Source organism: Ruegeria sp. CDSB114 (genome assembly GCF_059611025.1).
The window spans coordinates 94,030-117,774 of the sequence record NZ_JBXWOT010000013.1 but is presented as its reverse complement, the minus strand read 5'-3'; the positions used below and the strand labels follow the sequence as shown (position 1 = coordinate 117,774).

At 55.8% G+C, this 23,745-nt stretch carries 31 protein-coding genes and 2 tRNA genes; 15 read left to right on the top strand and 18 right to left on the bottom strand.

Translation table 11 applies throughout. The features are described 5' to 3' along the window. Positions 1-184: 184 nt before the first annotated feature. Positions 185-559: a hypothetical protein gene (locus AC2FIP_RS19700; protein WP_496787812.1), complete on the bottom strand. Its 375-nt coding sequence runs from the start codon at positions 557-559 to the stop codon at positions 185-187. 49 nt (positions 560-608) lie between these two features. Here AC2FIP_RS19700 and AC2FIP_RS19695 point away from each other — a divergent pair, with 49 nt between their 5' ends. After that, a complete protein-coding gene (locus tag AC2FIP_RS19695; RefSeq protein WP_496787816.1) occupies positions 609-1,409 on the top strand; it encodes an alpha/beta fold hydrolase in 801 nt (266 codons plus the stop codon). A gap of 48 nt (positions 1,410-1,457) precedes the next feature. Here AC2FIP_RS19695 and AC2FIP_RS19690 read toward each other — a convergent pair whose 3' ends face one another. The 3 genes from AC2FIP_RS19690 to AC2FIP_RS19680 form a co-directional block, all read right to left on the bottom strand. Further along, positions 1,458-1,829, bottom strand: a complete 372-nt coding sequence (locus tag AC2FIP_RS19690; protein ID WP_142638196.1) for a rhodanese-like domain-containing protein — start codon at positions 1,827-1,829, stop codon at positions 1,458-1,460. 225 nt (positions 1,830-2,054) lie between these two features. Continuing rightward, positions 2,055-2,140 (bottom strand) — tRNA-Leu (locus AC2FIP_RS19685). A gap of 239 nt (positions 2,141-2,379) precedes the next feature. Continuing rightward, a tRNA-Thr gene (locus AC2FIP_RS19680) sits at positions 2,380-2,455 on the bottom strand. Positions 2,456-2,954: 499 nt separating this feature from the next. On the opposite strand from AC2FIP_RS19680, the gene AC2FIP_RS19675 reads away from it, so the two are divergent. Continuing rightward, complete coding sequence (locus AC2FIP_RS19675; protein ID WP_281973223.1) at positions 2,955-3,512, top strand: hypothetical protein; 558 nt, start codon at positions 2,955-2,957, stop codon at positions 3,510-3,512. A gap of 22 nt (positions 3,513-3,534) precedes the next feature. Here the strand turns inward: AC2FIP_RS19675 and AC2FIP_RS19670 are convergent, their stop codons facing one another. After that, a complete protein-coding gene (locus AC2FIP_RS19670) occupies positions 3,535-3,801 on the bottom strand; it encodes a DUF2312 domain-containing protein (protein ID WP_142638157.1) in 267 nt (88 codons plus the stop codon). A 162-nt stretch (positions 3,802-3,963) separates the two neighbouring features. Between AC2FIP_RS19670 and AC2FIP_RS19665 the strand changes: the two genes are divergently transcribed. Next, positions 3,964-4,182 (top strand): carboxymuconolactone decarboxylase family protein, encoded by a 219-nt coding sequence (locus tag AC2FIP_RS19665; RefSeq protein ID WP_142638212.1) that lies wholly within the window; start codon positions 3,964-3,966, stop codon positions 4,180-4,182. Positions 4,183-4,191: 9 nt separating this feature from the next. On the opposite strand, the gene AC2FIP_RS19660 is transcribed toward AC2FIP_RS19665, so the two are convergent. Beyond that, complete coding sequence (locus tag AC2FIP_RS19660; RefSeq protein WP_142638155.1) at positions 4,192-4,407, bottom strand: hypothetical protein; 216 nt, start codon at positions 4,405-4,407, stop codon at positions 4,192-4,194. A 246-nt stretch (positions 4,408-4,653) separates the two neighbouring features. Between AC2FIP_RS19660 and AC2FIP_RS19655 the strand changes: the two genes are divergently transcribed. Genes AC2FIP_RS19655 through AC2FIP_RS19640 form a run of 4 tightly spaced genes read left to right on the top strand, consistent with a single transcriptional unit; the run spans position 4,654 to position 6,847 of the window. Further along, entirely contained in the window at positions 4,654-5,517 is an 864-nt protein-coding gene (locus AC2FIP_RS19655; RefSeq protein WP_282022110.1) for an MBL fold metallo-hydrolase, read from the top strand. 35 nt (positions 5,518-5,552) lie between these two features. Beyond that, entirely contained in the window at positions 5,553-5,975 is a 423-nt protein-coding gene (locus AC2FIP_RS19650) for a YeeE/YedE family protein (protein WP_142638151.1), read from the top strand. Beyond that, positions 5,975-6,406 (top strand): DUF6691 family protein, encoded by a 432-nt coding sequence (locus AC2FIP_RS19645; RefSeq protein WP_496692839.1) that lies wholly within the window; start codon positions 5,975-5,977, stop codon positions 6,404-6,406. Before AC2FIP_RS19650 ends, AC2FIP_RS19645 begins: the two co-directional genes overlap by 1 nt. Positions 6,407-6,415: 9 nt before the next feature. Then, on the top strand, positions 6,416-6,847 hold the full coding sequence (locus AC2FIP_RS19640) for a protein tyrosine phosphatase family protein (protein WP_142638147.1): 432 nt from the start codon (positions 6,416-6,418) through the stop codon (positions 6,845-6,847). A gap of 7 nt (positions 6,848-6,854) precedes the next feature. Here AC2FIP_RS19640 and AC2FIP_RS19635 read toward each other — a convergent pair whose 3' ends face one another. The 5 genes from AC2FIP_RS19635 to AC2FIP_RS19615 all read right to left on the bottom strand — a co-directional run bounded on the left by AC2FIP_RS19635 (position 6,855) and on the right by AC2FIP_RS19615 (position 12,755). After that, positions 6,855-7,973, bottom strand: coding sequence for a FliM/FliN family flagellar motor C-terminal domain-containing protein (locus tag AC2FIP_RS19635; RefSeq protein ID WP_496787810.1), 1,119 nt, complete (start codon positions 7,971-7,973; stop codon positions 6,855-6,857). Positions 7,974-8,023: 50 nt separating this feature from the next. Then, positions 8,024-10,702, bottom strand: a complete 2,679-nt coding sequence (locus tag AC2FIP_RS19630) for an ATP-binding protein (RefSeq protein WP_496787809.1) — start codon at positions 10,700-10,702, stop codon at positions 8,024-8,026. After that, complete coding sequence (locus tag AC2FIP_RS19625; RefSeq protein WP_496690133.1) at positions 10,702-11,004, bottom strand: hypothetical protein; 303 nt, start codon at positions 11,002-11,004, stop codon at positions 10,702-10,704. Before AC2FIP_RS19625 ends, AC2FIP_RS19630 begins: the two co-directional genes overlap by 1 nt. Further along, positions 11,001-11,381: a response regulator transcription factor gene (locus tag AC2FIP_RS19620; protein ID WP_142638139.1), complete on the bottom strand. Its 381-nt coding sequence runs from the start codon at positions 11,379-11,381 to the stop codon at positions 11,001-11,003. The genes AC2FIP_RS19625 and AC2FIP_RS19620 overlap by 4 nt, the downstream gene beginning before the upstream one ends. 78 nt (positions 11,382-11,459) lie before the next feature. Beyond that, positions 11,460-12,755 (bottom strand): helix-turn-helix domain-containing protein, encoded by a 1,296-nt coding sequence (locus AC2FIP_RS19615; RefSeq protein ID WP_496787807.1) that lies wholly within the window; start codon positions 12,753-12,755, stop codon positions 11,460-11,462. Between the two features lie 226 nt (positions 12,756-12,981). On the opposite strand from AC2FIP_RS19615, the gene AC2FIP_RS19610 reads away from it, so the two are divergent. From AC2FIP_RS19610 to aat, 4 genes are all read left to right on the top strand, one after another. Then, on the top strand, positions 12,982-13,518 hold the full coding sequence (locus AC2FIP_RS19610) for a helix-turn-helix domain-containing protein (RefSeq protein WP_142638135.1): 537 nt from the start codon (positions 12,982-12,984) through the stop codon (positions 13,516-13,518). A 152-nt stretch (positions 13,519-13,670) separates the two neighbouring features. Then, a complete protein-coding gene (gene accB, locus AC2FIP_RS19605; protein WP_281995796.1) occupies positions 13,671-14,162 on the top strand; it encodes an acetyl-CoA carboxylase biotin carboxyl carrier protein in 492 nt (163 codons plus the stop codon). Between the two features lie 9 nt (positions 14,163-14,171). Continuing rightward, positions 14,172-15,521, top strand: a complete 1,350-nt coding sequence (gene accC, locus AC2FIP_RS19600; RefSeq protein ID WP_271950374.1) for an acetyl-CoA carboxylase biotin carboxylase subunit — start codon at positions 14,172-14,174, stop codon at positions 15,519-15,521. A gap of 48 nt (positions 15,522-15,569) precedes the next feature. Further along, positions 15,570-16,202, top strand: a complete 633-nt coding sequence (gene aat, locus AC2FIP_RS19595) for a leucyl/phenylalanyl-tRNA--protein transferase (RefSeq protein WP_496787806.1) — start codon at positions 15,570-15,572, stop codon at positions 16,200-16,202. Here aat and AC2FIP_RS19590 read toward each other — a convergent pair. The 6 genes from AC2FIP_RS19590 to AC2FIP_RS19565 form a co-directional block, all read right to left on the bottom strand. Next, on the bottom strand, positions 16,157-16,525 hold the full coding sequence (locus tag AC2FIP_RS19590) for a DUF2155 domain-containing protein (protein ID WP_496750722.1): 369 nt from the start codon (positions 16,523-16,525) through the stop codon (positions 16,157-16,159). The genes aat and AC2FIP_RS19590 overlap by 46 nt on opposite strands. Then, positions 16,522-16,974 carry an outer membrane lipid asymmetry maintenance protein MlaD gene (mlaD, locus tag AC2FIP_RS19585; protein ID WP_496703388.1) on the bottom strand — a complete coding sequence of 151 codons (453 nt, stop codon included), beginning with the start codon at positions 16,972-16,974 and terminating at the stop codon, positions 16,522-16,524. The genes AC2FIP_RS19590 and mlaD overlap by 4 nt, the downstream gene beginning before the upstream one ends. 13 nt (positions 16,975-16,987) lie before the next feature. Then, the gene (locus tag AC2FIP_RS19580; protein WP_142638122.1) at positions 16,988-17,371 is read right to left on the bottom strand and encodes an NADH:ubiquinone oxidoreductase subunit NDUFA12; all 384 of its coding nucleotides are present in this window, start codon (positions 17,369-17,371) and stop codon (positions 16,988-16,990) included. Positions 17,372-17,450: 79 nt separating this feature from the next. Beyond that, positions 17,451-17,825, bottom strand: a complete 375-nt coding sequence (locus tag AC2FIP_RS19575; protein WP_142638120.1) for a Rid family hydrolase — start codon at positions 17,823-17,825, stop codon at positions 17,451-17,453. A gap of 66 nt (positions 17,826-17,891) precedes the next feature. Further along, on the bottom strand, positions 17,892-19,157 hold the full coding sequence (gene clpX / locus AC2FIP_RS19570) for an ATP-dependent Clp protease ATP-binding subunit ClpX (protein WP_142638118.1): 1,266 nt from the start codon (positions 19,155-19,157) through the stop codon (positions 17,892-17,894). Positions 19,158-19,289: 132 nt separating this feature from the next. Next, positions 19,290-19,922, bottom strand: coding sequence for an ATP-dependent Clp protease proteolytic subunit (locus AC2FIP_RS19565; protein WP_496698089.1), 633 nt, complete (start codon positions 19,920-19,922; stop codon positions 19,290-19,292). Positions 19,923-20,242: 320 nt separating this feature from the next. Between AC2FIP_RS19565 and AC2FIP_RS19560 the strand changes: the two genes are divergently transcribed. Next, positions 20,243-20,578: an ArsR/SmtB family transcription factor gene (locus AC2FIP_RS19560; RefSeq protein WP_496698088.1), complete on the top strand. Its 336-nt coding sequence runs from the start codon at positions 20,243-20,245 to the stop codon at positions 20,576-20,578. Positions 20,579-20,601: 23 nt separating this feature from the next. On the opposite strand, the gene AC2FIP_RS19555 is transcribed toward AC2FIP_RS19560, so the two are convergent. Then, a complete protein-coding gene (locus AC2FIP_RS19555) occupies positions 20,602-21,612 on the bottom strand; it encodes a zinc ABC transporter substrate-binding protein (RefSeq protein ID WP_496787805.1) in 1,011 nt (336 codons plus the stop codon). Positions 21,613-21,705: 93 nt separating this feature from the next. On the opposite strand from AC2FIP_RS19555, the gene AC2FIP_RS19550 reads away from it, so the two are divergent. The 3 genes from AC2FIP_RS19550 to AC2FIP_RS19540 are packed head-to-tail and all read left to right on the top strand — an operon-like array spanning position 21,706 to position 23,725. After that, a complete protein-coding gene (locus AC2FIP_RS19550; protein WP_142638114.1) occupies positions 21,706-22,185 on the top strand; it encodes a Fur family transcriptional regulator in 480 nt (159 codons plus the stop codon). Further along, positions 22,182-22,931, top strand: a complete 750-nt coding sequence (locus AC2FIP_RS19545) for a metal ABC transporter ATP-binding protein (RefSeq protein WP_496678354.1) — start codon at positions 22,182-22,184, stop codon at positions 22,929-22,931. The genes AC2FIP_RS19550 and AC2FIP_RS19545 overlap by 4 nt, the downstream gene beginning before the upstream one ends. After that, the gene (locus tag AC2FIP_RS19540; RefSeq protein WP_271950389.1) at positions 22,931-23,725 is read left to right on the top strand and encodes a metal ABC transporter permease; all 795 of its coding nucleotides are present in this window, start codon (positions 22,931-22,933) and stop codon (positions 23,723-23,725) included. Before AC2FIP_RS19545 ends, AC2FIP_RS19540 begins: the two co-directional genes overlap by 1 nt. Positions 23,726-23,745 lie beyond the last annotated feature (20 nt).

The following is a 23,745-nucleotide window of genomic DNA, read 5'->3' as shown; positions in this document are numbered from 1 at the left end:
ATTGGATCATCGAAGTGGTCGACGGTCTGGCCGCAAATGGCGAGGACGGTAACGGTGAGGTCGAGGCCAAAGTCAAAACCGAAGTCGCAAACCTCTGCGCCAGATTCCCTATCTATCCAAACCTGTAAGAATTCAGTCATCCAAGAAACAAAACGGCGCCAATCCGGCGCCGTTTTTTTTGTGGTCAGATAAGCCCCTGCCACAACATGAAGATCAGCAACAAAGCAGAAAAGGCCAACAGGTTAAAAGTCAGCCCGCCCAGCATTCCTAGAAACCACCCCATCCGCCGATCCGCCAAATTGATACCCCCCAGATGTTTTTGAACCTCTTCCGAGGCCTGGATCAGTTTCGGATTGTCCAGCACAAGTCGCAGTTTTGGATGGGCCGCCATCTGCTCTGCTTGTGCCAGGACCATTGCCTGTTTGTATATCCGGCGCGGCAGTTGCCTTTTGGCCTTTTTGACCGAGGCGATCAGCGTTTTGTCGCGCACACCCAACTTGTCACGCAACAGCTGTATGGTCTGCGCAATTTGGGTTTGTATATCTGTGTCTTGCGGCATGCTGCGGCCTCCTGAGCTGACACTTTACCCATGTGGAACAGGGGCCACAATGGGGCTGGCCGTTTCAGATTGCGGCGGGTATCACGGCTATATGCTGAACACGATCATACATGGTGAACCAACCGACAAGCCCCCTTTGCTGATCGCCCATGGCCTATATGGCTCGGCCCGGAACTGGGGGGTCATCGCCCGCCGGCTATCTGACGAGCGGCAAGTTGTGGCGGTTGATATGCGCAACCACGCAAACAGCATGTGGACGCATGCCCATGGGTATTCCGATCTAGCAAATGATCTGGCCGAAGTTATCGACCAGTTCGGCGGACAGGCAGATGTCGTCGGACATTCGATGGGCGGCAAGGCATCCATGACTTTAGCCCTGCTGCACAGCGCAAAGCTGCGCAAACTGGTGGTGGCAGACATCGCCCCGGTGGCCTATAGCCACAGTCAGATTCAGTTTATTGAAGCGATGCGCGCGGTGGACCTTTCCCGGGTCGAGCGTCGCTCGGACGCTGAACAACAACTGGCCGACAACGGAGTCGAAAAAGCCCTTCAGAGCTTTTTCACGCAGTCACTCGACATCAACGGACAGCGTTGGCTTTTGAACCTGGATACTTTGGCCTCTGAAATGCCCAAGATCATGGGCTTTCCTGAAATAGACGCATCCTGGGGTGGTCAAACACTGTTTTTGTCCGGGGGGGAGTCCGACTATGTGCTGCCTGAACATCGCTCAGTGATCCGCGGAATGTTCCCTTCGGCACGTTTTGCAAGAATACCTGGTGCAGGACATTGGTTGCATGCGGAAAAACCGCGTGAGTTCGAGGCCGCCGTCAGGACGTTCCTCAACGCCTGACCTGACCTTTCGACCGATCACAGCTCGGGTTCTGGCGTTTCCTATTGGCTAGGCGACTTCGCCCCCGCCATTCACCCAATCGACCAAGCCACCCAGGTTATAGACCTGCTCATACCCCATGTCCTGCAACAGCTTTCCCGCAAGGGCAGCGCGGCCACCCGAGGCACAATACAAGACAATTGGGCGATCTTTGCGAAGCTCTGGATCATGTGATTGCAGAGTGTCATCGGCCCGAAATTCCAACATACCGCGCGGGATATGATGTGACCCCGAAGCACGCCCTGTCTGCTGCAATTCCGCTGCATCGCGGATGTCCAGAAGCAGGCCACCTCGCTCCAGGATCTCGACCGCTTTGGCTCTCTGGATTCGCTCGACGGTGGAGTTCGCAGCTTCCATCATTTGTTTTACGGTCAACGGCATATGGTGTCTCCTGAAGAAATTTACGGGATGCTAACATGCAGGAACTGGAAGGTGTAGCCTGACAGGCCCTCACCTTAGGCTGGATAGATATTGGACATTTAATGCAGGACACCGATTTTTGCGCTGGACCAATCCCGGTATTCAATTCCCGCCGAACCCGAACCAAAGCAAATCGGGAGAGGTTCCGCTGCATCGAGACTTGAAAATCAATCAGGGTGGCAGAGGTGGTGCGGGCGGTGGGACTCGAACCCACACGGGCATACGCCCTTCAGATTTTAAGTCTGATATGTCTACCATTCCATCACGCCCGCACAGCGCGTTGGGCCAGTTTTTAGGCTGAAAGCACCAGTAAGGCCATAAGGCTATGAACACAATGCGTTTCGCCGATGCAACTTGCGGAAATTCAATCGCCGCCTTTGACCACCACCCCATTTACGCAGGTCATCAGAAAAAGTCCTCGGAGAAACTCTTCGTTACGCAAAGCGCCTGCGCTGTCCCAAACATTGTGACTTTAGAAAAATCAAGGAACAGAAGGAATCTTAGAGTGAAATGGTGCCCCCACACGGACTCGAACCGCGGACCTACTGATTACAAATCAGTTGCTCTACCAGCTGAGCTATAGGGGCACTTGGTGTCGATTAATGCCTCTTGTTACGGACTTCAAGACAGAATTTTGCCGCCGCTTAACGATTTTCTGTATTCATGGCACTGGGTCTGGCCCAGAGAATTTACTCCGCCTGGTTTGACTGTGCGGAGTACAGCCTGTAACCCAACAGATAATGTGCACGAACGCGAGGGTAAAAACCGAATATGCAGGTTGCAATCCACGCAGGTGCTGCGTTCACCGATGAAGGTCTCGTATTGCGGTCCCTTCAACGCAACACCGGCGCGTTGCATCAAAATGGTGCATCCGTATTTGGCCCGCGCCGTTATCGGCAAATTTTCGAACCCGCCTTTGCTGCCATTGAAAACCAGGATGAAATCGGTGCCGCAAAGGAAATGCTTCGGGCTGGGTTGCGATCGGCTCCGAAGGTCGATCGTTTGATTTACTCATGCGCCAGCTTTGCAGGCGATGTTGGAAATGCACTGGACGACGGGCAGCTATACCCAAATGCGGGACGCCGAATGGAGTTGCTTGAAAAGTCCTTTCCTGACCACGAAATTGAGCTTTGTATGGGTTTTTTAAGCCCTGGCAGATTTATTCCCAAAGCTTTGATGTCGCTACCTGAACAGAGTCGCCTCGACAAAATGCGAAGTACCGATATCAGCTGCCTCAGCTGGATCAGCATGGTCGAGGACATCAGAGATCTTGCGCCCAATGTCAAAATCACACTCTGGAGCAATGAGGACGCACCTCTGATCTGGGGAGATATAATCCGTGCAATCGCGGCCCTCCCCCCGGACAACACGCTGGTTGACGAGTTTGATTTACTGCTGTCACTTCTAGACGATTCAGGCAAATCCAAAGGTCTGGCATTGATTGATCAAAGCCTGGAACAGGACGAACATTTGCGTGACGACCTTGCCACGGTTTTGGAGGAACACGCCAAAACCGAGCTCACAACAGAAGAGCTTGATCTGCCAGATTGGAGCATGGAAATCGTCGACGCGTTTGCAGAATTATATGCGCAGGACATGGACCGACTTGAGTCCATGCCCGGAGTGCAGGTTCTAAGACCTTGAGTCTATAGCGGGAAAGCAGCCGTTACATTCCCAGCGCTTCTTTGTACATTTCCAACACCGCCTCTTCCTCGGCAATGTCGTCTTTGTCACGTTTGCGCAATGCGATCACTTTCCGCATGACCTTGGTGTCGTAGCCCCGCGCTTTTGCCTCGGCCATCACTTCTTTTTGTTGCTCCGCCAAATCTTTCTTTTCCGCATCCAGACGCTCGATCCGTTCGATGAACTGGCGCAGCTCACCCGCGGTTACACGGTAATTCGCGGCGGCCTGATCTTCGGTATTCTCTTCCATCTAAGTCTCTCCCAGAGGCTGGTTTGTCATGCTGAAAAGGTGGGCAACAAGCGGGATACATCGGTGCGAGCCAAGCCGCAAGCATGCAAAAAACCAGTCTCGCTTGTGCGGGCCAGCGCGATCAGTTAAGCGCTCAGGTCAGACGTTGAAAGATGGAAAACGATGTTCGAATTCATCACCTGGGGCGGTGCCGCCCTGTCACTTATCGGCCTGGCTGGGCTGGTTTGGTGCATTCTGCATGTCATGAAAGCCCGCAAATCCGGCCTGTCTGACGATGAATTGCGCGCCGTTGTTCAACGGGTGCTGCCCTGGAACATGGGCGCGCTCTTTTTGTCGGTGATAGGTCTGATGCTGGTTATACTTGGAATCTCGTTCGGTTGACTGCGGCTATCAAACCGGCAGATTGTCGAAACGCGCTTCCATAACGTCCTCGCACAGGGCCGCATCCAGACGGCGCAGGCGCGCAGGAACCTCAACACCCTGCAGACGCATCTTCTCGATGACCTTTGTGACACTGGGCTGAAGGGCAAGGCGGGTATCAACACTGGCGCCCTTCAGTTTTTTCTCAAGTTGTTCGGCTTCGGAATACAAATCGATTCTCGGCATATCCATCCTCCCAAATGTCATCAGTTACCCATAACTTAGTAACGGTTTTAAGACTTACATCACTCTGTTATTCTATCGCGCGAATATTCGCCCGACCGCCCCCTAATATCGGCGCGCTTTCGCAGGATGCCAGAATTTTAGCCCAACTTTGCCGCTTCTGCCTTGACCGGCATCAAATCACCAAATGTTGATTGCTTCACATTCCGTTATTAATATATGACTAAGACCTAACCGGCGGAGGAAACCATGACGCCCAAAGTGAAAGCATTTTTTGACGCCGAGACATTCACGGTGTCTTATCTGGTTCAGGATCCTGAAGGCGATGCCTGCGCGATCATAGATAGTGTTCTAGATTTCGATCACGCATCCGGCCGGACCAATACGCGATCTGCGGATGAGATCATCGGATATGTCCAATCCAATTCGTTGCGAACCGAATGGATTCTGGAAAGCCATGTCCATGCCGACCACCTTTCAGCAGCCCCCTATTTGCAGCAGAAACTCGGAGGCAAGATTGGCATCGGTGATCAAATCGTCGCCATCCAGGAAACTTTCGGGAAAATTTTCAACGAGGGTACCGAGTTTCAGCGCGATGGTAGCCAGTTCGACGCCTTGTTCCGCGACGGCGACGGATTTCATGTCGGCCAAATGAGAGGGGACGTCTTGCACACCCCCGGGCATACGCCCGCCTGCATGACCTATGTCATCGGCGACGCGGCATTTGTCGGAGACACGCTGTTCATGCCGGATTTTGGCACCGCGCGATGCGACTTTCCCGGCGGATCGTCCGGAGATTTGTACAACTCGATCCAGAGGATCCTTTCACTGCCGGATGCGACACGCATCTTTGTCGGGCATGACTACAAAGCTCCTGGGCGGGACGAGTTTGCGTGGGAAACAACTGTTGAAGAGCAAAAAGCCTTGAACGTGCATATCGGGCAAGGTCGACCTATCGAGGAATTCGTTGAAATGCGCGACGCCCGCGATGCCACTTTGGCCATGCCGCGGCTGATCCTGCCCTCTTTACAAGTCAATATGCGGGCGGGTCAGATGCCGCCTGAGGATGAGAATGGCGACGTGTTCCTGAAGCTACCAGTGAACAAACTTTAGACGGCTAGAGCCGAACTTCTTGGGGGAACAAATCAGTGTATTCAGAATGGATATGGGGACTGGTAGGCGGCCTGTTGATTGGCCTTGGCGCAGCAGTTTACCTGCTTGGAAACGGTCGTGTAATGGGGGCGAGTGGTATCCTGGGAGGGCTTGTCGATCGCTCTGACCGCTCGGCAGAGCGGCTGTATTTCCTCGCTGGGATGATTGGGACGCCGTTGATGCTAAGCCTGTTTTTGTCGCCGGGGCCGCAGACAAACCTGACCTCGAATTTGACGGTTGTGATCGGGGCTGGGCTGCTTGTCGGTATCGGGACACGAATTGCCAACGGGTGCACCTCTGGACATGGGGTGTGCGGCATTTCCCGGTTTTCTGTGCGCGGGATCGTGGCAACGATCCTTTACATTGCGGCCGGGGCAGTGACGCTGGCCTTATTTCGCCATGTCTGGGGGTTGATCTGATGCGCAATCTGATATCGCTTCTTTCGGGCTCCTTGTTCGGAGCAGGCCTATTGATTTCCGGCATGACTGACACAACCAAGGTTCAGGGGTGGCTGGATATTTTCGGCAACTGGGATCCGACACTCGCATTTGTGATGGGGGGAGCCATTGTGCCCATGATGATCGCATGGAGGCTGGTTCCAGATCGCAAACCGCTGTCGGGTGGGAAATTCCCGACGATGGTTCAGCATGAACTGGATCGCCGCCTTATCATCGGATCGGTCATGTTTGGCATGGGATGGGGATTAGCGGGACTGTGTCCCGGTCCAGCCATCGCGTCTCTTACGTATGGCGGAACCGGAGGCGTTGTGTTTCTGGTTTCCATGCTCGCAGGGATGTATGCCGCTCCTGCCCTAGGTGCAAAACTGGACAGAACCGTAAACGCGACCTAAGCAGTAGCCATGGAGATTCGACCGATAACCCCCCGCTATGCCGTCTCGCCGCAAATTTCGGTCGAGGATGTTCCCACTATTGTCGAGGCAGGCTTTGTCAAAGTGATCTGCAACCGGCCGAACAGCGAAGTTCCCGAGGATCTCCAGTCAGATGCTATCGGACAGGCCGTGCGTGCTGCCGGGTTGGAATACGAAGTGCTAGAGCTGACGCATCAGACCATGACGCCCGAAAACGTCTCCTTGCAACGTGACCTGGCAGAATCCTGTGCCGGTCCGGTACTCGCATATTGTGCATCGGGCACGCGTTGTTCTGTGATCTGGGCATTGGGGCAGTGCGAAAGCATGAGCACCGAAGACATCCTTCAGGCGACGACCAAGGCAGGCTATGCGTTGGACAACCTACGTCCAACCTTGGAAGAAATACGCAGATCAGTGACTTGAGCGTCTGCTAACTGCCTTTCAGCGCGCTTTCATCCCCGGATAAACCAGCCAATTGAGATATCTCGGCAACCATGTGTTCCGAATTCTCGAGGTTCAATTCTGTCCCCTCTTGGCCCAGCGCGCCGGGGGAAAATGGCATTATTTCCTGCCCGTGTTCGGTTGGCCCCTCTTCGTGTATACTGGCTGAACTCGCCTCAAGGAACTCATTTGCTTCGGGCTGGGAAAATGTCTGAGTTTGGTAGGTTTCGTTCAGGCGCACCGCACGCAGCCCTCCGCATTGGCCGAGTCGTCCGATCGCGGCCCGGCTGCGGTCGATCGCCACAATCTCGGTACGATCCAGCCGCGCCCCGATCAATGGCAACACATCCCCCACCGCCAGTTCTGTAAGCGTCGCCAGAGACAAGGGCATCCGGCAGACCACCGTATTCAAATCTGCCCTCAACACGCCCGATGCCTGATCAAGCCTGCCCTCTGGCTCATCATGAATCACCTCCGTCTCGGCCGTTTCAGCCGGTCGGATGGGCAACAGTACTGAAAGCTGACCTTGTCTCAGCCCACCGCCAAGTTCGACCGTCAGTTCAAAAACTCGGTATTCCTCCTCCACCATCGCTAGGGTCAAAGTTCGCAGATCTGCAAGGCGCGAAGCATACTCAAAACCGATCAGGCACATGCGGTCACTCGCCGTTTCGACAAGTGATGCCGCGCGGGACAGCCCCTCTTCGATCCAAGGGGACACCATGGCCGCGTCCGTATCGGTGAACCCCCGCGCAGAAGGCGCTTCGGGCATCACCTCGCCTATTGTCTGAGCCTGCACGACAGCCGACACTAACCCTATATCCATGCAGATCGCAGCCAAGCTGTTGTCAGAGCCTGAAAAGAGCAGCAATATCCAATCCTCATCCAAAGACTGTATCAGCCCACCTGGTGGCCGACAGGATTGTTTGGCGCCGATAACCGACAACGGCATCTGCAAACGATCCTCTGCCGCGCGGGCAAAAGCCAGACGCAGCGCACGTAGGATCGAGCGAGGCTTGTCACCCTTTTCCTCCTGACTGATCGAAAGCTTGCGCGCCAGAGCCGCGCTGACAGATTGCGTCATGCCTAAAACCGCTGATTGTTCCTGCATTCTCTTTCAGGTCTAACCCGGCGATAGTTACCAACCTGTTTATACAGCCGTCACTGCGCAGCCTGTCGGTAGGCCTGTGGCAGCCTGACCCGGAACGCAGCCCCACCATGGCCGGGCAAGTAGCTGATATCGCCCCCCAGTCTTTGCATAATCTCACGGCAGATCGCTAATCCCAGCCCCGCACCACCTGCCTTGTCGCCTCCGACGCGGGCAAATTTCTCAAAAACCATCTGCCGGGCATCTGGAGGAATGCCAGTGCCGTTATCAGCAAAATCAATGACGACCTGCCCCCCGACATCATGCGCGGAAATGGTCAGAACCGGTTCTTTGGCATCACAATATTTCTGAGCGTTCGAAATCAGGTTGATAAACACCTGCCCCAGACGGTCCAAATCCGTATGCAGGACAACGCGTTCGGAGGTTTTAGACCGCCGAACGGTCAGTCTTTGGCTGTTTCCAGCCAAGGCGCTGGACACGGCACGGTCCAAGACCGACCGCAGGGTGTCACCGCTCTTGTTCAAATTGACTCGTCCACTTTCCAGAACACTCAGGTCCAGCAAGTCATCCAGCAGCCGTGTCAACCGAAGCGCCTCGTCATGGATGATGGCAGCGTAACGCGTTCTCTCTTCGCCGGTCAGGCCTTCTGTATCCCGCATGATCTCGGAAAATGCCCGGATCGAGGTCATGGGGGTTCGCAATTCGTGGCTGACCTGGCTAAGGAACCCGTCCTTCTGTTCGGAAATCTGGGTCAGTTTGGTGTTTGCCTCGCGCAGTTGGCGCGCCGTACGGCTGAGTTCAGCGGATTTCGCTTCCAGTTGGCTGGAGTATTCCAACATCTGCGCGGATTCGTCGGCCACAGCGAGCAAATCCTCGACCGAAACGGAGGAACCACCAACAATCTGCCCGATCATCGCATGCGCTGTCGCCGCCCCGACCGAGCCGCTGAGTTCACGTTCCAACCGCTCCAAAAACCCAGGCGTAGGTTCGGGCAGGCTGGAACGCCCACCCTGCTGTTCCGCCTGCGCCTGAAAGAACTCTTGCGCCGGACCTGCGCCCAAAATGCGCTGGGTCATGATCATCAGGTCCTCGCTTTGCGCTACCGATCCGGTCCAACCGCGCAGCGCGACCGAATGGTCGAATACGTTGACGAATTGCGCCCCCTGCAAACGTTCGAGCGGGCTTGGAAAACTTAGCAAAGAGGCCGCGCAAAATGCCAATGTGTTCAGAGAAAGCGACCACAACACCGCGTGCACCATCGGGTCCATTCCGTCGATTCCGAACAGGGCCTGCGGGCGCAACCAGCCCCATCCGAACGGCCCGTTCTGCAAGACGCTATCCGACATAATCGCGCTGCCCATTCCCGGCAACAAAAGCGTGTAGATCCACAACAAGAATCCCACAGTTAGTCCGATCAGAGCCCCTGTTCGCGTCGCCCCGCGCCAGAACAGCCCGCCAACCAGCGAAGGCAAAATCTGGGAAATCCCGGCAAAGGCCACCAGACCAATCGAGGCCAGCGCGGCCCCACCGCCGGAAATGCGGTAATACGAGAACCCAAGCACCATGATCACGGCGATTGAAATCCGCCTGGACAACAAAACCACATTGCGGACATCACCGGATACGGCGCCAGTGCCCTCCTGCCGGCTAAACCAGATCGGCATCACGACGTGATTTGACACCATGGTCGATAGGGCCATTGCCGTGACAATCACCATCGATGTGGCGGATGAAAAGCCGCCAATAAAGGACAGCATCGCCAGCCATTCATTGCCCTGCGACAGGGGCACTGTCAGCACGAACAGATCCGGATTCGATCCTTCGGGCAAAAGGTCCAATCCTACGACCGCGATTGGCACGACAAAGAGACTCATCAACAGCAGATACAGGGGGAAGGCCCATGCGGCTGTCCTCAGATGCCCTTCATCGGCGTTCTCGACCACCATCACCTGAAACATCCTCGGCAGACACACAAAGGCCGCAGCCGATAGAAATACAAACGTGGTCCAGCGTCCGGCATTCACATTCCACTGCCCGATCTCAGAGGCATCGATGCGGTCCATCATCGGACCGACTCCTCCGGCTATACCCCAGACAACGAAAATGCCCACGGCCAGCAGCGCAAAGAGTTTAACGACAGATTCCAATGCGATGGCTGTGACAACGCCATGATGGCGTTCGTTGGCATCCAGATTGCGGGTACCGAACAGAATGGCGAAAACCGCCAGCCCCGCCGCAACCCAGAACACACTGGACCCTTCGCGGTAAAGACCGCTTGGGTCGGCCTCGGCAAAGATTGAGAATGACAGCGTAATGGATTGAAGTTGCAGCGCAATATAGGGCGTCCCGCCCAACACGGCCAGAATTGTGACGCAAATCGCCAGAGTGTTCGACTTGCCATAGCGAGACGAAATCAGGTCAGCGATTGAGGTCACCCTCTGGCTGCGGCCAACCCGAACCAGCTTGCGCAATCCCCACCACCAACAGATCATGACCAGCGTGGGGCCCAGATAGATCGTTACGAACTCCAGCCCCGACCGGGCGGCGTTCCCTACCGCGCCATAAAAGGTCCAGGCGGTACAATAGATCGACAGCGACAGCGTGTAGATCAACGGAGATCGCAGCCACGCCCCCCTGCCCGCCGCGGCCATTCTGTCGGCGGCAAATGCGACGCTGAACAACAGCACCACATAGCCCAAACAAACCAGGATCAGCACGTTCAGCGTTGCCATCAGTCTTGACCTGGCTCGGAATCATCGCCGGTTGATATGCGTCTTGCGGCGAACCCAAAGAGAACGCTGGCAACGATCAAAACCGCCCAGCATGTGAAGATATAGAGAATCGCAGAAGACAGCGGCACCCCGTCCGCTGCATCGCCCCCACGCGGCCACAGCAACGGAATCGCAATCAGCGCGCCCCCCAGAATGGGCAGCAATCGGGCGGCGTCGGTCAGCCTGCGTCGGCGGTAACTTTGACGTTCAAGAAACAGCGACGGCCGCGCACCAGATGGTTGGCGGTCGTCCTGCATGCTCATGACCGCGAGGCCTGCGCGTGCAAATCGCGGACGGCGGTCAGAACTTCGGCATTGGAAAACGGCTTTGTCATGAACCGGCTGACCCCTGCATTCTCGGCCATCTCACGATCTTTCGATTGGCCACGAGCCGTTAGCATCAGAACCGGAAGATTTCGCAGTTCTTCGAGTTCGCGCAAGTCGCGCAAAATCTCCATCCCGCTTTTGCCCGGCAGCATCACATCCAGAATCACAAGATCCGGCTTCGCGCCCTGTATCACCAGCAGCGCATCCGTCCCTTCAGCATGCGTTTCAACCTGCCATCCCTCGCGGGTCAGCAAAAACCGAATGGCTTCAGCAATGTTCGGCTCATCCTCGATCAACAGAACCTTTCGGCTCATATATTTCATTCCTCCCCGAGACGGGCTGCACCACTGTCAACCTGTCCGAAACAGCTTATGCGCAGTGTCACGAAACTGTCAAAAACCTTCGCTCAGAATCGAGGGCTCTCGGCGCGATTCACAGTCCTTATTGGGGCAGACCCGGCAACTTGGGCCAACATGGGCAACCGCCTGACTGCCCTGAGGGCTTTCTTCGACGGATCGAACCAGCATGACCGAACGATAAACCGGCGCATCGTCATAGCCGGAAATGGATTGCGGCCAGGCATAGGCATAACAATCGAATTCCGCAGCCGTTCGCCCCAACTGGACGATCCGTTTTCGGATCGGAACCAGCGGCCGGTTCAGCGCCTGAAACAGCGGCCACAGAGGACACGCCTCGCCGAATCTGGGCATGGCAAAACCGGGCACCGATTTGCTGAACAAAATGCTGCCCGAGGCATCACAAATCACCAGCCCGGTCGGGCGCGACAAATACCCTTTAGGCAAGGCGGCCAGCCGCCTCAGTACGCTGGCAACGTCGACTGAATACTCTGCTGCCAAAAGCAAAGGATCTGTAACTCCCCGATCCAAAGCCCTTTTGAGCGCATCCAGAGGCAAAAGCCGAGCGTCGGATTCGTAAGCGTCCAGAATATCCCGCGCCACTTTTCGCGCGGCAGAGGAATCTATCTCATTCAGATTAACATCTGCGCTTCCGCCTCCGGATTCGATTTCCGGGAAATGGTGATCATGCCTGTCAAAAAATGCTTCGACATCTTCCAGAGGGACCCCGCGACGATCCTCGGCCCCCTCGGAATCATCCAGATAGGCCACCAGCGATTTGGAGCTATCGGCCAGGCGTTCGGCATCCTGGTGCAGGTTCCGGTGGAATCGGTCTTGCCACTCGGGTTCAATCTCTTGCGTTTCAGCAAGAATGGCAGCGGTAGAACGAATCGCGGCGGCTGTCGAAAGGACCTCGTGCATGGATGCTGCCAGATGCGGATCGTGGGTCAAACGATCCGACAGGGTTTCAATCGTTCGCTCTAACGACACCACTCGGCTGTGCATTTGCGCCAAAACGCCCGCCCACCCTGGAAACCTACTTGCGAATTCCTCAAGCCCGTCCACCTCGGCTTTCTGGCCAACAGCATCTGCCGCAGCCTCGCGCAGCGCAGAAATCAGCGTCGCCTCGATCCCCTGGGTTAGCACCGAAGGCTCAACGGTCAGAGCCGCAGCGATATCCACCAGCAGCTTTCCTCCGATCCTGCGGCGGTTATGCTCGATCAGGTTCAGATAGGATGCCGAGATTCCAACCTGCCGTGCAAGCTGGGCCTGACGCAATCCTGCGATCTGCCGCCTTTCGCGAATACGGCTGCCTGTTAACGTGTCCCGCAAAAATTTCCTCTTTTTCCGCTGGCTCCTTTGGTCAACCTCAGAAGCATTTTCAAAACTATTATTTAAATATAAGTCTTTAGCAATTAATTTTCTTGAGCAATTTACTTTCTTCACAAACGCATCCCGCAATTCCAAACACCCGGTCCACGGTGTAACCCATTTGCATATTTCGAAAATCACAGGCCTTCCCCTTCTATTTTCGGCAAAACACCTGCACCATGGACATATGAGCGACCCAGCCTTTGAATATGCGCCGATCGGATTGGTCGAGTTGGAGAACCGCGTGATCCGCCGGTGTAATCTGCAGTTCGCACGCACTTTCGGCGGTGAAGAGGCCGATTACCGCAACATGCCCCTGCTACACCTCTACCCTTCTGTCGCAGATTGGGAACGTATCGGCGCACGGAGCCTGCAAATCATGCGCGACACCGGATATTATACGGATGAGAGGGTCATGCGTCGCCGCGATAGCGACTTATTCTGGTGCCGCGCGCGTGGACGTTCGCTAACGCCTGAAGATCCATTCCGCCATGGCATCTGGAGTTTTTCGGATATTTCCGAGGAACGCCCTTTGGTCGAGCTAACCAGCCGTGAGCGCGAGGTTGCCATTCTGTCCTGCAAGGGCTTGTCGGCCAAGGAAATCGGTGCGGAACTAAACCTGAGCTATCGTACAATCGAAGCCTACCGTGCGCGGCTGCTCGAAAAATTCGGGGCACGTAAACTGCCTGAACTGGTTGCGAAACTCTCCGGAATGCCGCTGTAACGCTGTTTACCACTGGTAATCTTCAGCAAAACCCCCATCTGACAGGCCGAGACTGTGCTTTTCATGGCCGTACGCTTAGCTTATAACGCTGCGTAATCAGACCAAAGCCCGCGCGAAACAGACGGGCCAAAGGGGAACCGTCGAGGACACTCATGACAGATACCAAACACGAAGCGGATGTGGCGTTTATCAAGGCACTGGCCGAACTGCTGCGGGAAAACGACCTGACCGAGTTGCAGGTAAAGCGTGATTATGGCGAAGATGACAGCCTGAACGTACGCGTTAGCCGCATGTCACCCGTCGCCGCTCCGGTCCAGGTTGCGGTCCCGGCGGCCGCGCCAGCCGCAGCCCCGGCAGCCGCACCTGCAGCAGCTGAAGCACCCGCAGCAAGTGACGATCCAGCCAGCCATCCGGGCGCTGTGACTTCGCCCATGGTCGGCACCGTGTACATGCAGCCCGAGCCGGGTGCGCCGTCTTTTATCTCCGTCGGCGCCAGCGTTTCCGAAGGCGACACGCTGCTGATCGTCGAAGCCATGAAAACCATGAACCACATCCACGCGCCCAAATCGGGCACCATCAAACGTATTCTGGTGGGTGATGGCGACGCTGTGGAATTCGGCACTCCTCTGGTCATTGTTGAGTAAGGCGGCCCCATGTTCGACAAGATCCTGATTGCCAACCGAGGCGAGATCGCCCTGCGCGTCATCCGCGCCGCACGCGAGATGGGGATTAAGACAGTCGCCGTCCATTCAACCGCAGACAGTGACGCGATGCATGTACGCATGGCGGACGAATCGGTCTGTATCGGCCCCCCGCCCAGCCCACAAAGCTATCTGTCGGTGCCTGCGATCATCTCAGCCTGCGAGATCACTGGCGCTCAGGCGATCCACCCGGGCTACGGCTTTTTGTCTGAAAATGCCGAGTTTGTGCAGATCGTCGAAGATCACGACATCACCTTCATTGGCCCCACCGCTGAGCATATCCGCGTGATGGGGGACAAGATCACAGCCAAGGACACGATGAAAGCCTTGGGCGTTCCCTGTGTGCCTGGTTCAGATGGTGGCGTGCCGGATCTGGCCGCAGCCAAGCGGATCGGTGAAGAATTCGGCTATCCTGTCATCATCAAGGCCACCGCCGGTGGCGGCGGACGCGGCATGAAAGTCGCGATGAGTGCGGATGAGATGGAAAGCGCCTTTATGACCGCGCGCGCCGAAGGCAAAGCCGCATTTGGTAATGACGAGGTCTATATTGAGAAATATCTGACCACACCGCGCCACATCGAGATTCAGGTCTTTGGCGATGGCAAGGGCCAAGCGGTTCATCTGGGCGAGCGCGACTGTTCCCTGCAGCGCCGCCACCAAAAGGTATTCGAAGAGGCACCCGGCCCCTGCATCACCCCCGAAGAACGCGCAAGGATCGGTAAGGTCTGTGCCGATGCGGTTGCCAAGATCAACTATATCGGTGCAGGTACGATCGAATTTCTGTACGAAAATGGCGACTTCTATTTCATCGAGATGAACACCCGCCTACAGGTCGAACACCCGGTCACTGAGGGCATCTTTGGCGTGGATCTGGTGCGCGAACAAATCCGCGTTGCGGCTGGTCAGCCAATGTCATTCGGTCAGGATGATCTGAAAATCAATGGTCACGCCATCGAGGTTCGGATCAACGCCGAGAAATTGCCAAACTTCTCGCCCTGCCCCGGAAAAATCTCGGCCTACCATGCGCCGGGCGGTCTGGGTGTGCGGATGGATTCAGCGTTGTATGACGGGTACACGATCCCGCCCTACTACGACTCACTGATCGCCAAACTGATCGTGCAGGGCCGCGACCGACCCGAAGCACTGGCCCGTCTGGAACGCGCATTGGGAGAGTTGATCGTGGACGGAATCGACACGACGGTTCCCTTGTTCCACGCACTTCTGCAAGAAAGTGACGTCCAAAGCGGTGATTATAACATCCACTGGCTGGAGCACTGGCTTGCGGAGAATATGGCCGACTAACTCTGCTGGGTCGGAAGGTTACCGCTTTCCGACCCTGAGGCGCCTGGCATGAGCCTTTCCCCGGAATTACTGCTCCATGGATATTCCATCGGTATCTTCCCGATGGCTGAACATCGCGATGATCCGGACCTGTTCTGGGTTGATCCTAAGTTTCGCGGCATCTTCCCTCTGGACGGATTCCACATCTCACGCAGCTTGGCCCGCAGGATTCGGAACTGTGGGTACACGGTGTCAATCAACAGAGATTTTGCCGGCGTTGTTGATGGCTGCGCTGATCGCACGGATACCTGGATCAATCAGGAACTTCGCACCCTTTACCAAAAGCTGAACCAATCCGGTCACGCCCATTCGCTGGAAATCTGGGACGGCTCGAATTTGGTTGGGGGCGTTTATGGCGTTACTCTTGGCGCTGCCTTCTTTGGAGAAAGCATGTTTTCCCGACGCAAGGATGCCTCAAAAATTGCGCTGGCTTTTCTGGTCGACCGGTTGCGGTCCTGCGGGTTCAAACTGTTCGATACACAGTTTTTAACCGCGCATCTCGCCTCGCTCGGCGCGATCGAGGTGCCACGGGCACAGTATCGGAACGCGCTGGAAGAGGCAGTGACTATTGCAGCAGATTTCTCTGCTGATCTCGATCAATCGCCGGATGGCGTGATACAGCGGATCACCCAGACGTCATAGCGCGAATGATCAAGCGCATTCAGGGCTGGCGATGTGGCAATCATCCACCCGTCAAACAGCTGATCCGTTCCGCCTTGTTCCCAAATGGTCAGGTAGGCAAACGCGTCCCCTGTTGGGTTATCTGCAGGATAGCGGCAATCACCCAGCGCGACATCCAGCCCAAAGACTGTCTTGGATTGGCCGTTTTGCAGTTCGACATCAACGGTCTGGCCATTGACCTTATCCAGCCCTCTGAGCATTGCACCCGGTCCGGATTGAACCTTTTGCTGTGCCGCTACCCCAGAGGCTGCCAGTATTGCCGCGATCAGAGCATATCGCCTCATTCGCCGCCATCTCCGGCGACGAACTTAACCAAAAGCGAAATCAGGCTGACTGCGCCCTGTGTATCCTCGACCTGATCGCCCGGTTCAAAGTTAAAGAGCGATCCGCCTGGCATGACTTCTACAAAGTTACCACCCAGCAACCCTTCGGATGAGATCACGATAGCACTGTCATCGGGGACCAAAATTCCATCAGAAATCGCAAAAGTCGTGTCCGCCCGGTAGGTTTCCGGGTTCAGGGCCACTCCTGTCACGGTGCCGATTTTGACCCCGGCAAGCCGCACGTCCGTTCCGACGCCGACGCCTTCGAGCGAGCGGAAAGAGGCGTTAAGCTCATAACCAGAACCGCCCTGGGACAGGCCTGTCGACTGGCTCGCATAGACGCCAAACGCTATTGCCCCGGCCAGAACAGCGCCTCCGACCAAAACTTCTGAAACTTTGTAAGATGACATTGCTCGCCTCGTCTTATTCCGGGTTCCAGGCCTCATAATCCGAACGCTCGACCGGATCCGGGCGGCGCAAAGACCCCGCCGGTGCATAAGCAAGCGCGGTTCCTGTCAGGTTTTCCTGATGCGGTTTTTCCCAGGATTTATGTGCCAGAGGTTTGTCGGTTGGCGGTTCGTCCCAGGTGCGGTGCAACCAACCGTGCCAATCGGGATCAACCCTGCTGGCCTCGGCCTCGCCGTTAAAGATCACCCAACGCCTGCTGTCATCCGCGGTACGATAAAATATATTGCCTTCATTATCTTCACCGACTTTCACGCCTTTGCGCGCGGTGTAAATCTGGGTGTTCAGGGTGGCCCCGTTCCACCAGGTCACGGCGCGCAAAAGACTGTTCAGGATTCCCATCGGCTGCCTCCGGCATTTTTGTCTCTGCAGATATGGACCAAAGGTCCGCCAAGGTCCAGTGCTAGGGTAACGTTGCGCATCAATCCGGCAAAACTGCGGTCACTTCAATCTCGATGCGGTCCTCTGGCGTGATCAGGTTGCATTCGGTCACTGTCGCCGCCGGCGGGTTTTCACCAAATGCCTCAACCAGCAAGGGCCAGCACAGTTCAAATTCCGACATGTCCGGAAGGTAGTAGTTTACCCGAACCACATGCGCCAAATTTGATCCAGCCTCATCCAAGGCCTTTTCAATCGCCTGCAGCGCGGATTTGCACTGTCCGACGATATCTTTGGGAATGATTTCGCCTTGTGCGCAGGTTCCGGCAACAAAGACAAAACCGTTTGCAACCACTGCCCTGCAATAGCCGACTTTGGCCTCATATTGACCGCCCGAGGAAATTCGCCTTATCGTCATCCTGCCCTCCCAAACACAAAATGGCGCGGGATCACCGCGCCATCTGTTGCAATTCAAATTCAGTGATTACCCGGCCGAAGCTGATTCCGCCGCATCCGCATAGATGATCAGCGGCTGCTTGTCCGAGGATACAGCCTCTTCATTGACGACAACTTCGGTCACGTTCTTCATGCCAGGCAATTCGAACATCGTGTCCAGAAGGATGTCTTCAAGGATCGAGCGCAGCCCGCGTGCACCGGTCTTGCGTTCAATGGCGCGTTTGGCGATAGCCTTGAGCGCATCGTCGGTAAAGCCCAGCTCGGCATCTTCCAGTTCGAACAGACGCTGATACTGTTTGACCAGCGCGTTCTTGGGTTTTGTCAGAATGGTGACCAGCGCATCCTCGTCAAGATCTTCAAGCGTGGCCAGAACTGGCAGACGTCCGACAAATTCCGGGATCAGACCGAATTTCAGCAGGTCTTCAGGCTCCAGCTCTTTGAAAATCTCACCCACGCCGCGGTCATCATTGTCCCGCACATCGGCACCAAAGCCCATGGCCGAGCCTTTGCCGCGCTGTGCGATAATTCTATCCAGACCCGCAAAGGCACCACCGCAGATGAACAGGATATTCGTCGTGTCCACTTGCAGGAATTCCTGCTGCGGATGCTTGCGTCCACCTTGCGGCGGAACACTGGCGACGGTGCCTTCCATCAGCTTCAGCAGCGCCTGCTGCACGCCCTCGCCCGACACGTCGCGCGTGATCGAGGGATTCTCAGATTTGCGCGTGATCTTGTCGACCTCATCGATGTAAACGATGCCGCGCTGCGCGCGTTCGACATTGTATTCGCTGGCCTGCAACAGTTTGAGGATGATATTTTCGACATCCTCGCCCACATAACCGGCTTCGGTCAGCGTGGTCGCATCGGCCATGGTAAAGGGCACATCCAGAATGCGCGCCAGAGTTTGCGCCAACAACGTCTTGCCGCAGCCTGTCGGGCCGATCAACAGGATGTTGGATTTGGCCAACTCGATATCGCTGCCGGCCTTCTGAGCGTGATTCAATCGTTTATAGTGGTTGTGAACCGCTACTGACAGAACCCGCTTGGCCGTAGCCTGACCGATCACATAATCGTCCAGAACTTCGCAGATGTCTTTCGGCGTCGGCACTCCGTCAGAAGATTTCAGCCCGTTGGCTTTCGTCTCTTCGCGGATGATGTCCATACACAGCTCGACGCATTCATCACAGATGAACACGGTCGGACCTGCAATCAGCTTACGCACCTCATGCTGGCTTTTGCCACAGAAGCTGCAGTAGAGCGTGTTTTTGCCGTCACCGCCTGAATTCGTCGCCATGATCTACCTTTCGGGCTCCATCCTATGCCCCTTGCGGGGCCGCGCTTGCGCCTGTTCGTGCAGCTTAGGCCAGCACTGTGGCGGCTACAATCTCAAAATACCCCCCGTATCGGCGACACGAGGGGTCTGGGCTTAGCTCTCTTCGCCGCTCATCTTGGCGCGGTTTTCAACGATCTCGTCGATGTGACCCCATTCCTTAGCCTCTTCCGGGCTCATGAAGTTGTCACGGTCCAGCGCCTTTTCAACGGCCTTTTTGGTCTGTCCAGTATGGCGTACATAGATATCATACAGGCGATCCTTCAGCTTTTGCGTCTCAGCTGCGTGGATCATGATATCACTTGCCTGACCCTGGTATCCGCCACTGGGCTGGTGCACCATGATGCGGCTGTTCGGCAGGGAAAAGCGCATCCCGTTCGCGCCACCGGCCAGCAGAACCGACCCCATCGAGGCCGCTTGACCGATCACCAATGTGGAACATTTCGGTTTGATATACTGCATTGTGTCGTAAATCGACAAACCGCTGGTGACCACGCCACCCGGCGAGTTGATGTAGATCGAGATTTCCTTGTTCGGGTTTTCCGCCTCAAGGTGCAGCAGCTGAGCAACCACAAGATGGCTCATCCCGTCGTGGATCGGGCCGTTGATAAAGATGATCCGCTCTTTCAGAAGGCGCGAGAAGATATCATATGCGCGCTCACCCCTGCTGGTCTGCTCAACGACCATTGGGACAAGCGTGTTCATGTATGTGTCAACGGGATCGAACATAAGAAACCTGCCTGCTTTGCTATGGATCGGGACACTACCCGAAAATCTGTTACCTGAGTCTTAGTATCGCCACAGTGGGGCTGCAAGGGGTGCAGGAAACTTCATGCCCTGCAAATGCAAATTGATATTCAGCGGTGACTAAAGCGATACGCTCTTCAAAGTCGAAATCTGCGTCGAACTCTCACAAGTTCCCCTTTTCCCCTCACCTCATTTTGATTCATGCATATGAGAGTAAATGTTCATAATTAGCTGACTTGCGACCTTCTCTAGGCAGCAACACAAACAGGCGCCCAAAGTGTGGGCTGGTAAGGAAACAGAGGATGGCCCTTCCACAACTTTCACAGGAAATATCTCCGGAAAATTTCGACAAAATGGTTGAGAATGCAACGCATGCTGCAAATTTTCTCAAGGCCATCAGCCACGAAGGGCGTCTCATGATCCTGTGCCACCTGGTATCGGGAGAAAAGTCAGTAACAGAACTGGAAGAGCTGCTTTCGGCGCGGCAAGCCGCTGTTTCGCAACAACTGTCGCGGTTGCGACTTGAAGGGTTGGTGACGCCTCGCCGCGAAGGCAAGGCGATCTTTTATAGACTGGCCGATGAACGGCCGCGCCGGATGTTAGAGGTTGTCTACGAACTCTTTTGCAACGAAGAATAAGAGCAATCCGCTATCCCAGCTACTTACGACTTACTTTTGGAACAGTCTTGATAGCCGGCGGACATGGCCATTAGCAAACTATCATAGTGCGAAATTCCCGTGTCAAAACTCACGCCTACGGGATCCAATTCAAAGATCGTGGCCCCGGTTCCTTCGATCGCTGTCCGCACCAGCCTTGTGTCAAATTGCGGCTCGGAAAAGGCACAAACAATTCCTTCATGCTCAACCTTTTCACGCAAAGCCGCCAATCGCGCCGGCCCGGGAGAGGACGCATCGCCAAGACTGACTGCGCCGGATGACTCCAGCCCAAATCGCTTTTCGAAATACTGATAGGCATCATGAAACGTTATGAATGACAGCGTCTGCATACCTGTCAGATCTGTCATGATATTTTCTTTCAGCTCAACCAGTTCCTGATCTGCGGTTTCCGCGTTCTGCTGGTAAGTTTCGGCGTTTGAGGGGTCCGCCTGTGAGAGTGTTGCAGCAATCACTTGAACCCAGATACGCGCATTCTCGGGATCCAGCCAGGCATGAGGATCGATCCCTTTGTGATCATGGTCATGTTCGTCTGCATGGTCGTCATGGTCCGCATGGTCGTCATGATCTGCGTGGTCCGCGTGGTCGTCGTGATCTGCGTGGTCCGCATGGTCGTCGTGATCTGCATGGTCATCATGATCCGCACCATCAGTCGCATCGCGAAAATCATAGAGTATCGTTCCATCGGCATTCAACAAAGAGACATGCAGTGCATCCGGCGACAGCGCACCCAAGGGTTTAGCCAGCCAAGGGGTCAGCTCTTCTCCAGTCCAGAATACGATCTCGGCGGATTGCAAAGACCGCGCCTCAGAAGGCCGCATCGCGTGATCATGCGGAGACGCGCCGGGTGGAATGATCAAGCTGGGCTCACCCACGCCGTCCATCACCCGGGCGACCAGCGAATGGACAGGCGCAATATCGACGGCCACGCTTGGCGCCTCGGCGATTGCCTGGCCCGCAAACGCAAGTGAGCACACATATAGTGTAGATCGGAACATTTTCCCTCCAAATTGATATGTTATTACATTCGTTGAGCGCTTGTTAATCCGGACGTTATTACATATCAAGTTCAAAATCATTGGAGCCCCGTTATGAGCACCGTTGGATTCAGACAACACGATCACGCCCACTGCGTTCACACTGCGCTGTCTCAGGCCGAAAACAAGTGCAGAACAAAGCGCCTGCAGTTCACCACTGTCCGACGCCGTGTTCTTGAGATCCTGTTGGAAAAGCACCGGGCAATGGGCGCATATGATATCCTGGCTGTGCTAGCTGCAGAAGGGCTCGGGTCGCAACCTCCGGTCGCGTATCGTGCACTGGATTTCCTTGTGCAAAACGGGTTCGTGCATCGTATCGAGCAACTGAATGCCTATACAGCCTGCGCCCACCCGACCCATGACCATGTCCCCGCGTTTCTGATCTGCAGGTCCTGCAAAGCGGTGGCTGAAACGGAAACCGAGCTGACACAGGGTCGATTGGGCGCTGCGGCGAACACCTCGGGGTTTCAAATCGAACGAGTAGTGGTCGAGGCCGAGGGCCTATGTCCCGAATGCGTAGGTTCGGCGGCATGAATACTCCCCTTATTTCATTGAAAAACATGTCCATTCGGATCGACGGCCGCACGATCCTTGAACATGTGAATGCGGCAGTTTCCGAAGCAGAGATCGTGACCATTGTGGGGCCCAACGGATCTGGTAAGTCGACTCTTTTACGGGCGATCATTGGGGCCATTGCCCCATCAGAAGGCCAGGTAAGCCGCGCACCCGGCCTGCGCATCGGTTATGTCCCGCAAAAACTGGCTTTGGACGCCGCTTTACCGATGACCGTGCAACGTTTCCTGGGCTTACCCAAACGGATCTCGGCCCGCAAAGCGCTGGATGCACTAGAACGAGCGGGCGTCCCGGATCTGCGCAACCGGCAAATGACCCAGCTTTCGGGCGGTCAATTTCAACGAGTTCTGCTGGCGCGCGCACTCCTTGATGATCCTCAGGTCTTGCTTTTGGATGAAGCGACGCAAGGCCTGGATCAACCGGGTGCAGCTGCCTTTTATCAACGCATTGAGCAGGTCAGACGCGACCTTGGTTGCGCGATCGTGATGGTCAGTCACGATCTGCACGTTGTCATGGCGGCCTCAGACCGTGTGCTATGTCTGAACGGACATATATGCTGCGAGGGGTCGCCTCATACCGTCGCGGACGCACCTGAATACCGGGCCTTATTTGGCAGCGGAACCAAGGGCATGATGGCCCTTTACCAACATCAACACAGCCATTCGCACGACCATGACCACCACCACGACCAGGAAACAACCAACTGATGTTAGACGATTTTATGGTTCGTGCGGCGCTGGCGGGTATTGGCGTTGCACTCGCGGCGGCCCCTTTGGGGTGCTTTGTGGTATGGCGCCGGATGGCCTATCTGGGCGAGGCCACAGCGCACGCGGCTGTTCTGGGTGTGGCACTGTCTCTGGCGTTTTCGCTTCCGATGCTGCCGTCGATTGTGGCGTCAGCGCTTGCCATGGGGCTTACCGTCACGCTTTTGCGTGGCAAGGGGTTGGCGATGGATACATTACTAGGCGTAATAGCGCATACAGCCCTGGCCGCAGGACTAGTCACCGTCGCCTTGCTGTCCGACGTCCGGCTGGATTTAAATGCCTTTCTGTTTGGTGATATCCTGGCTGTCACCAAAGGCGATTTGGCAACCATTTGGGGCGGCGGCGCGTTGATCCTGGCAGTCATGATCTGGCGCTGGTCAGCCCTACTTGTCGCCACGCTGAACCCGGACATGGCCTATGCATCCGGCATTGACCCAAAGCGCGAGGAGGTGTGGTTGACGCTGACCATGGCGCTGGCCGTTGCCGTGGCAATCAAAGTGGTAGGGGTTCTGTTGATTGCCGCCCTGCTCGTCATCCCGGCAGCCGGCGCGCGGTCTTTAGTGAGAACCCCTGAAAATATGGCGTTCGGGGCCGCCATCATCGGATCAGCTGCCGCCCTTGTCGGGCTGTGCGGTGCGTATCTTGCCGACACTCCGGCAGGGCCCAGCATCGTCTGCGCCGCAGCTGTGATCTTTCTGGTGACAGCAGCCATCGGGCCACTTTTTCGCAAAGAATAGAATGCCGGTTCAAAACTCTG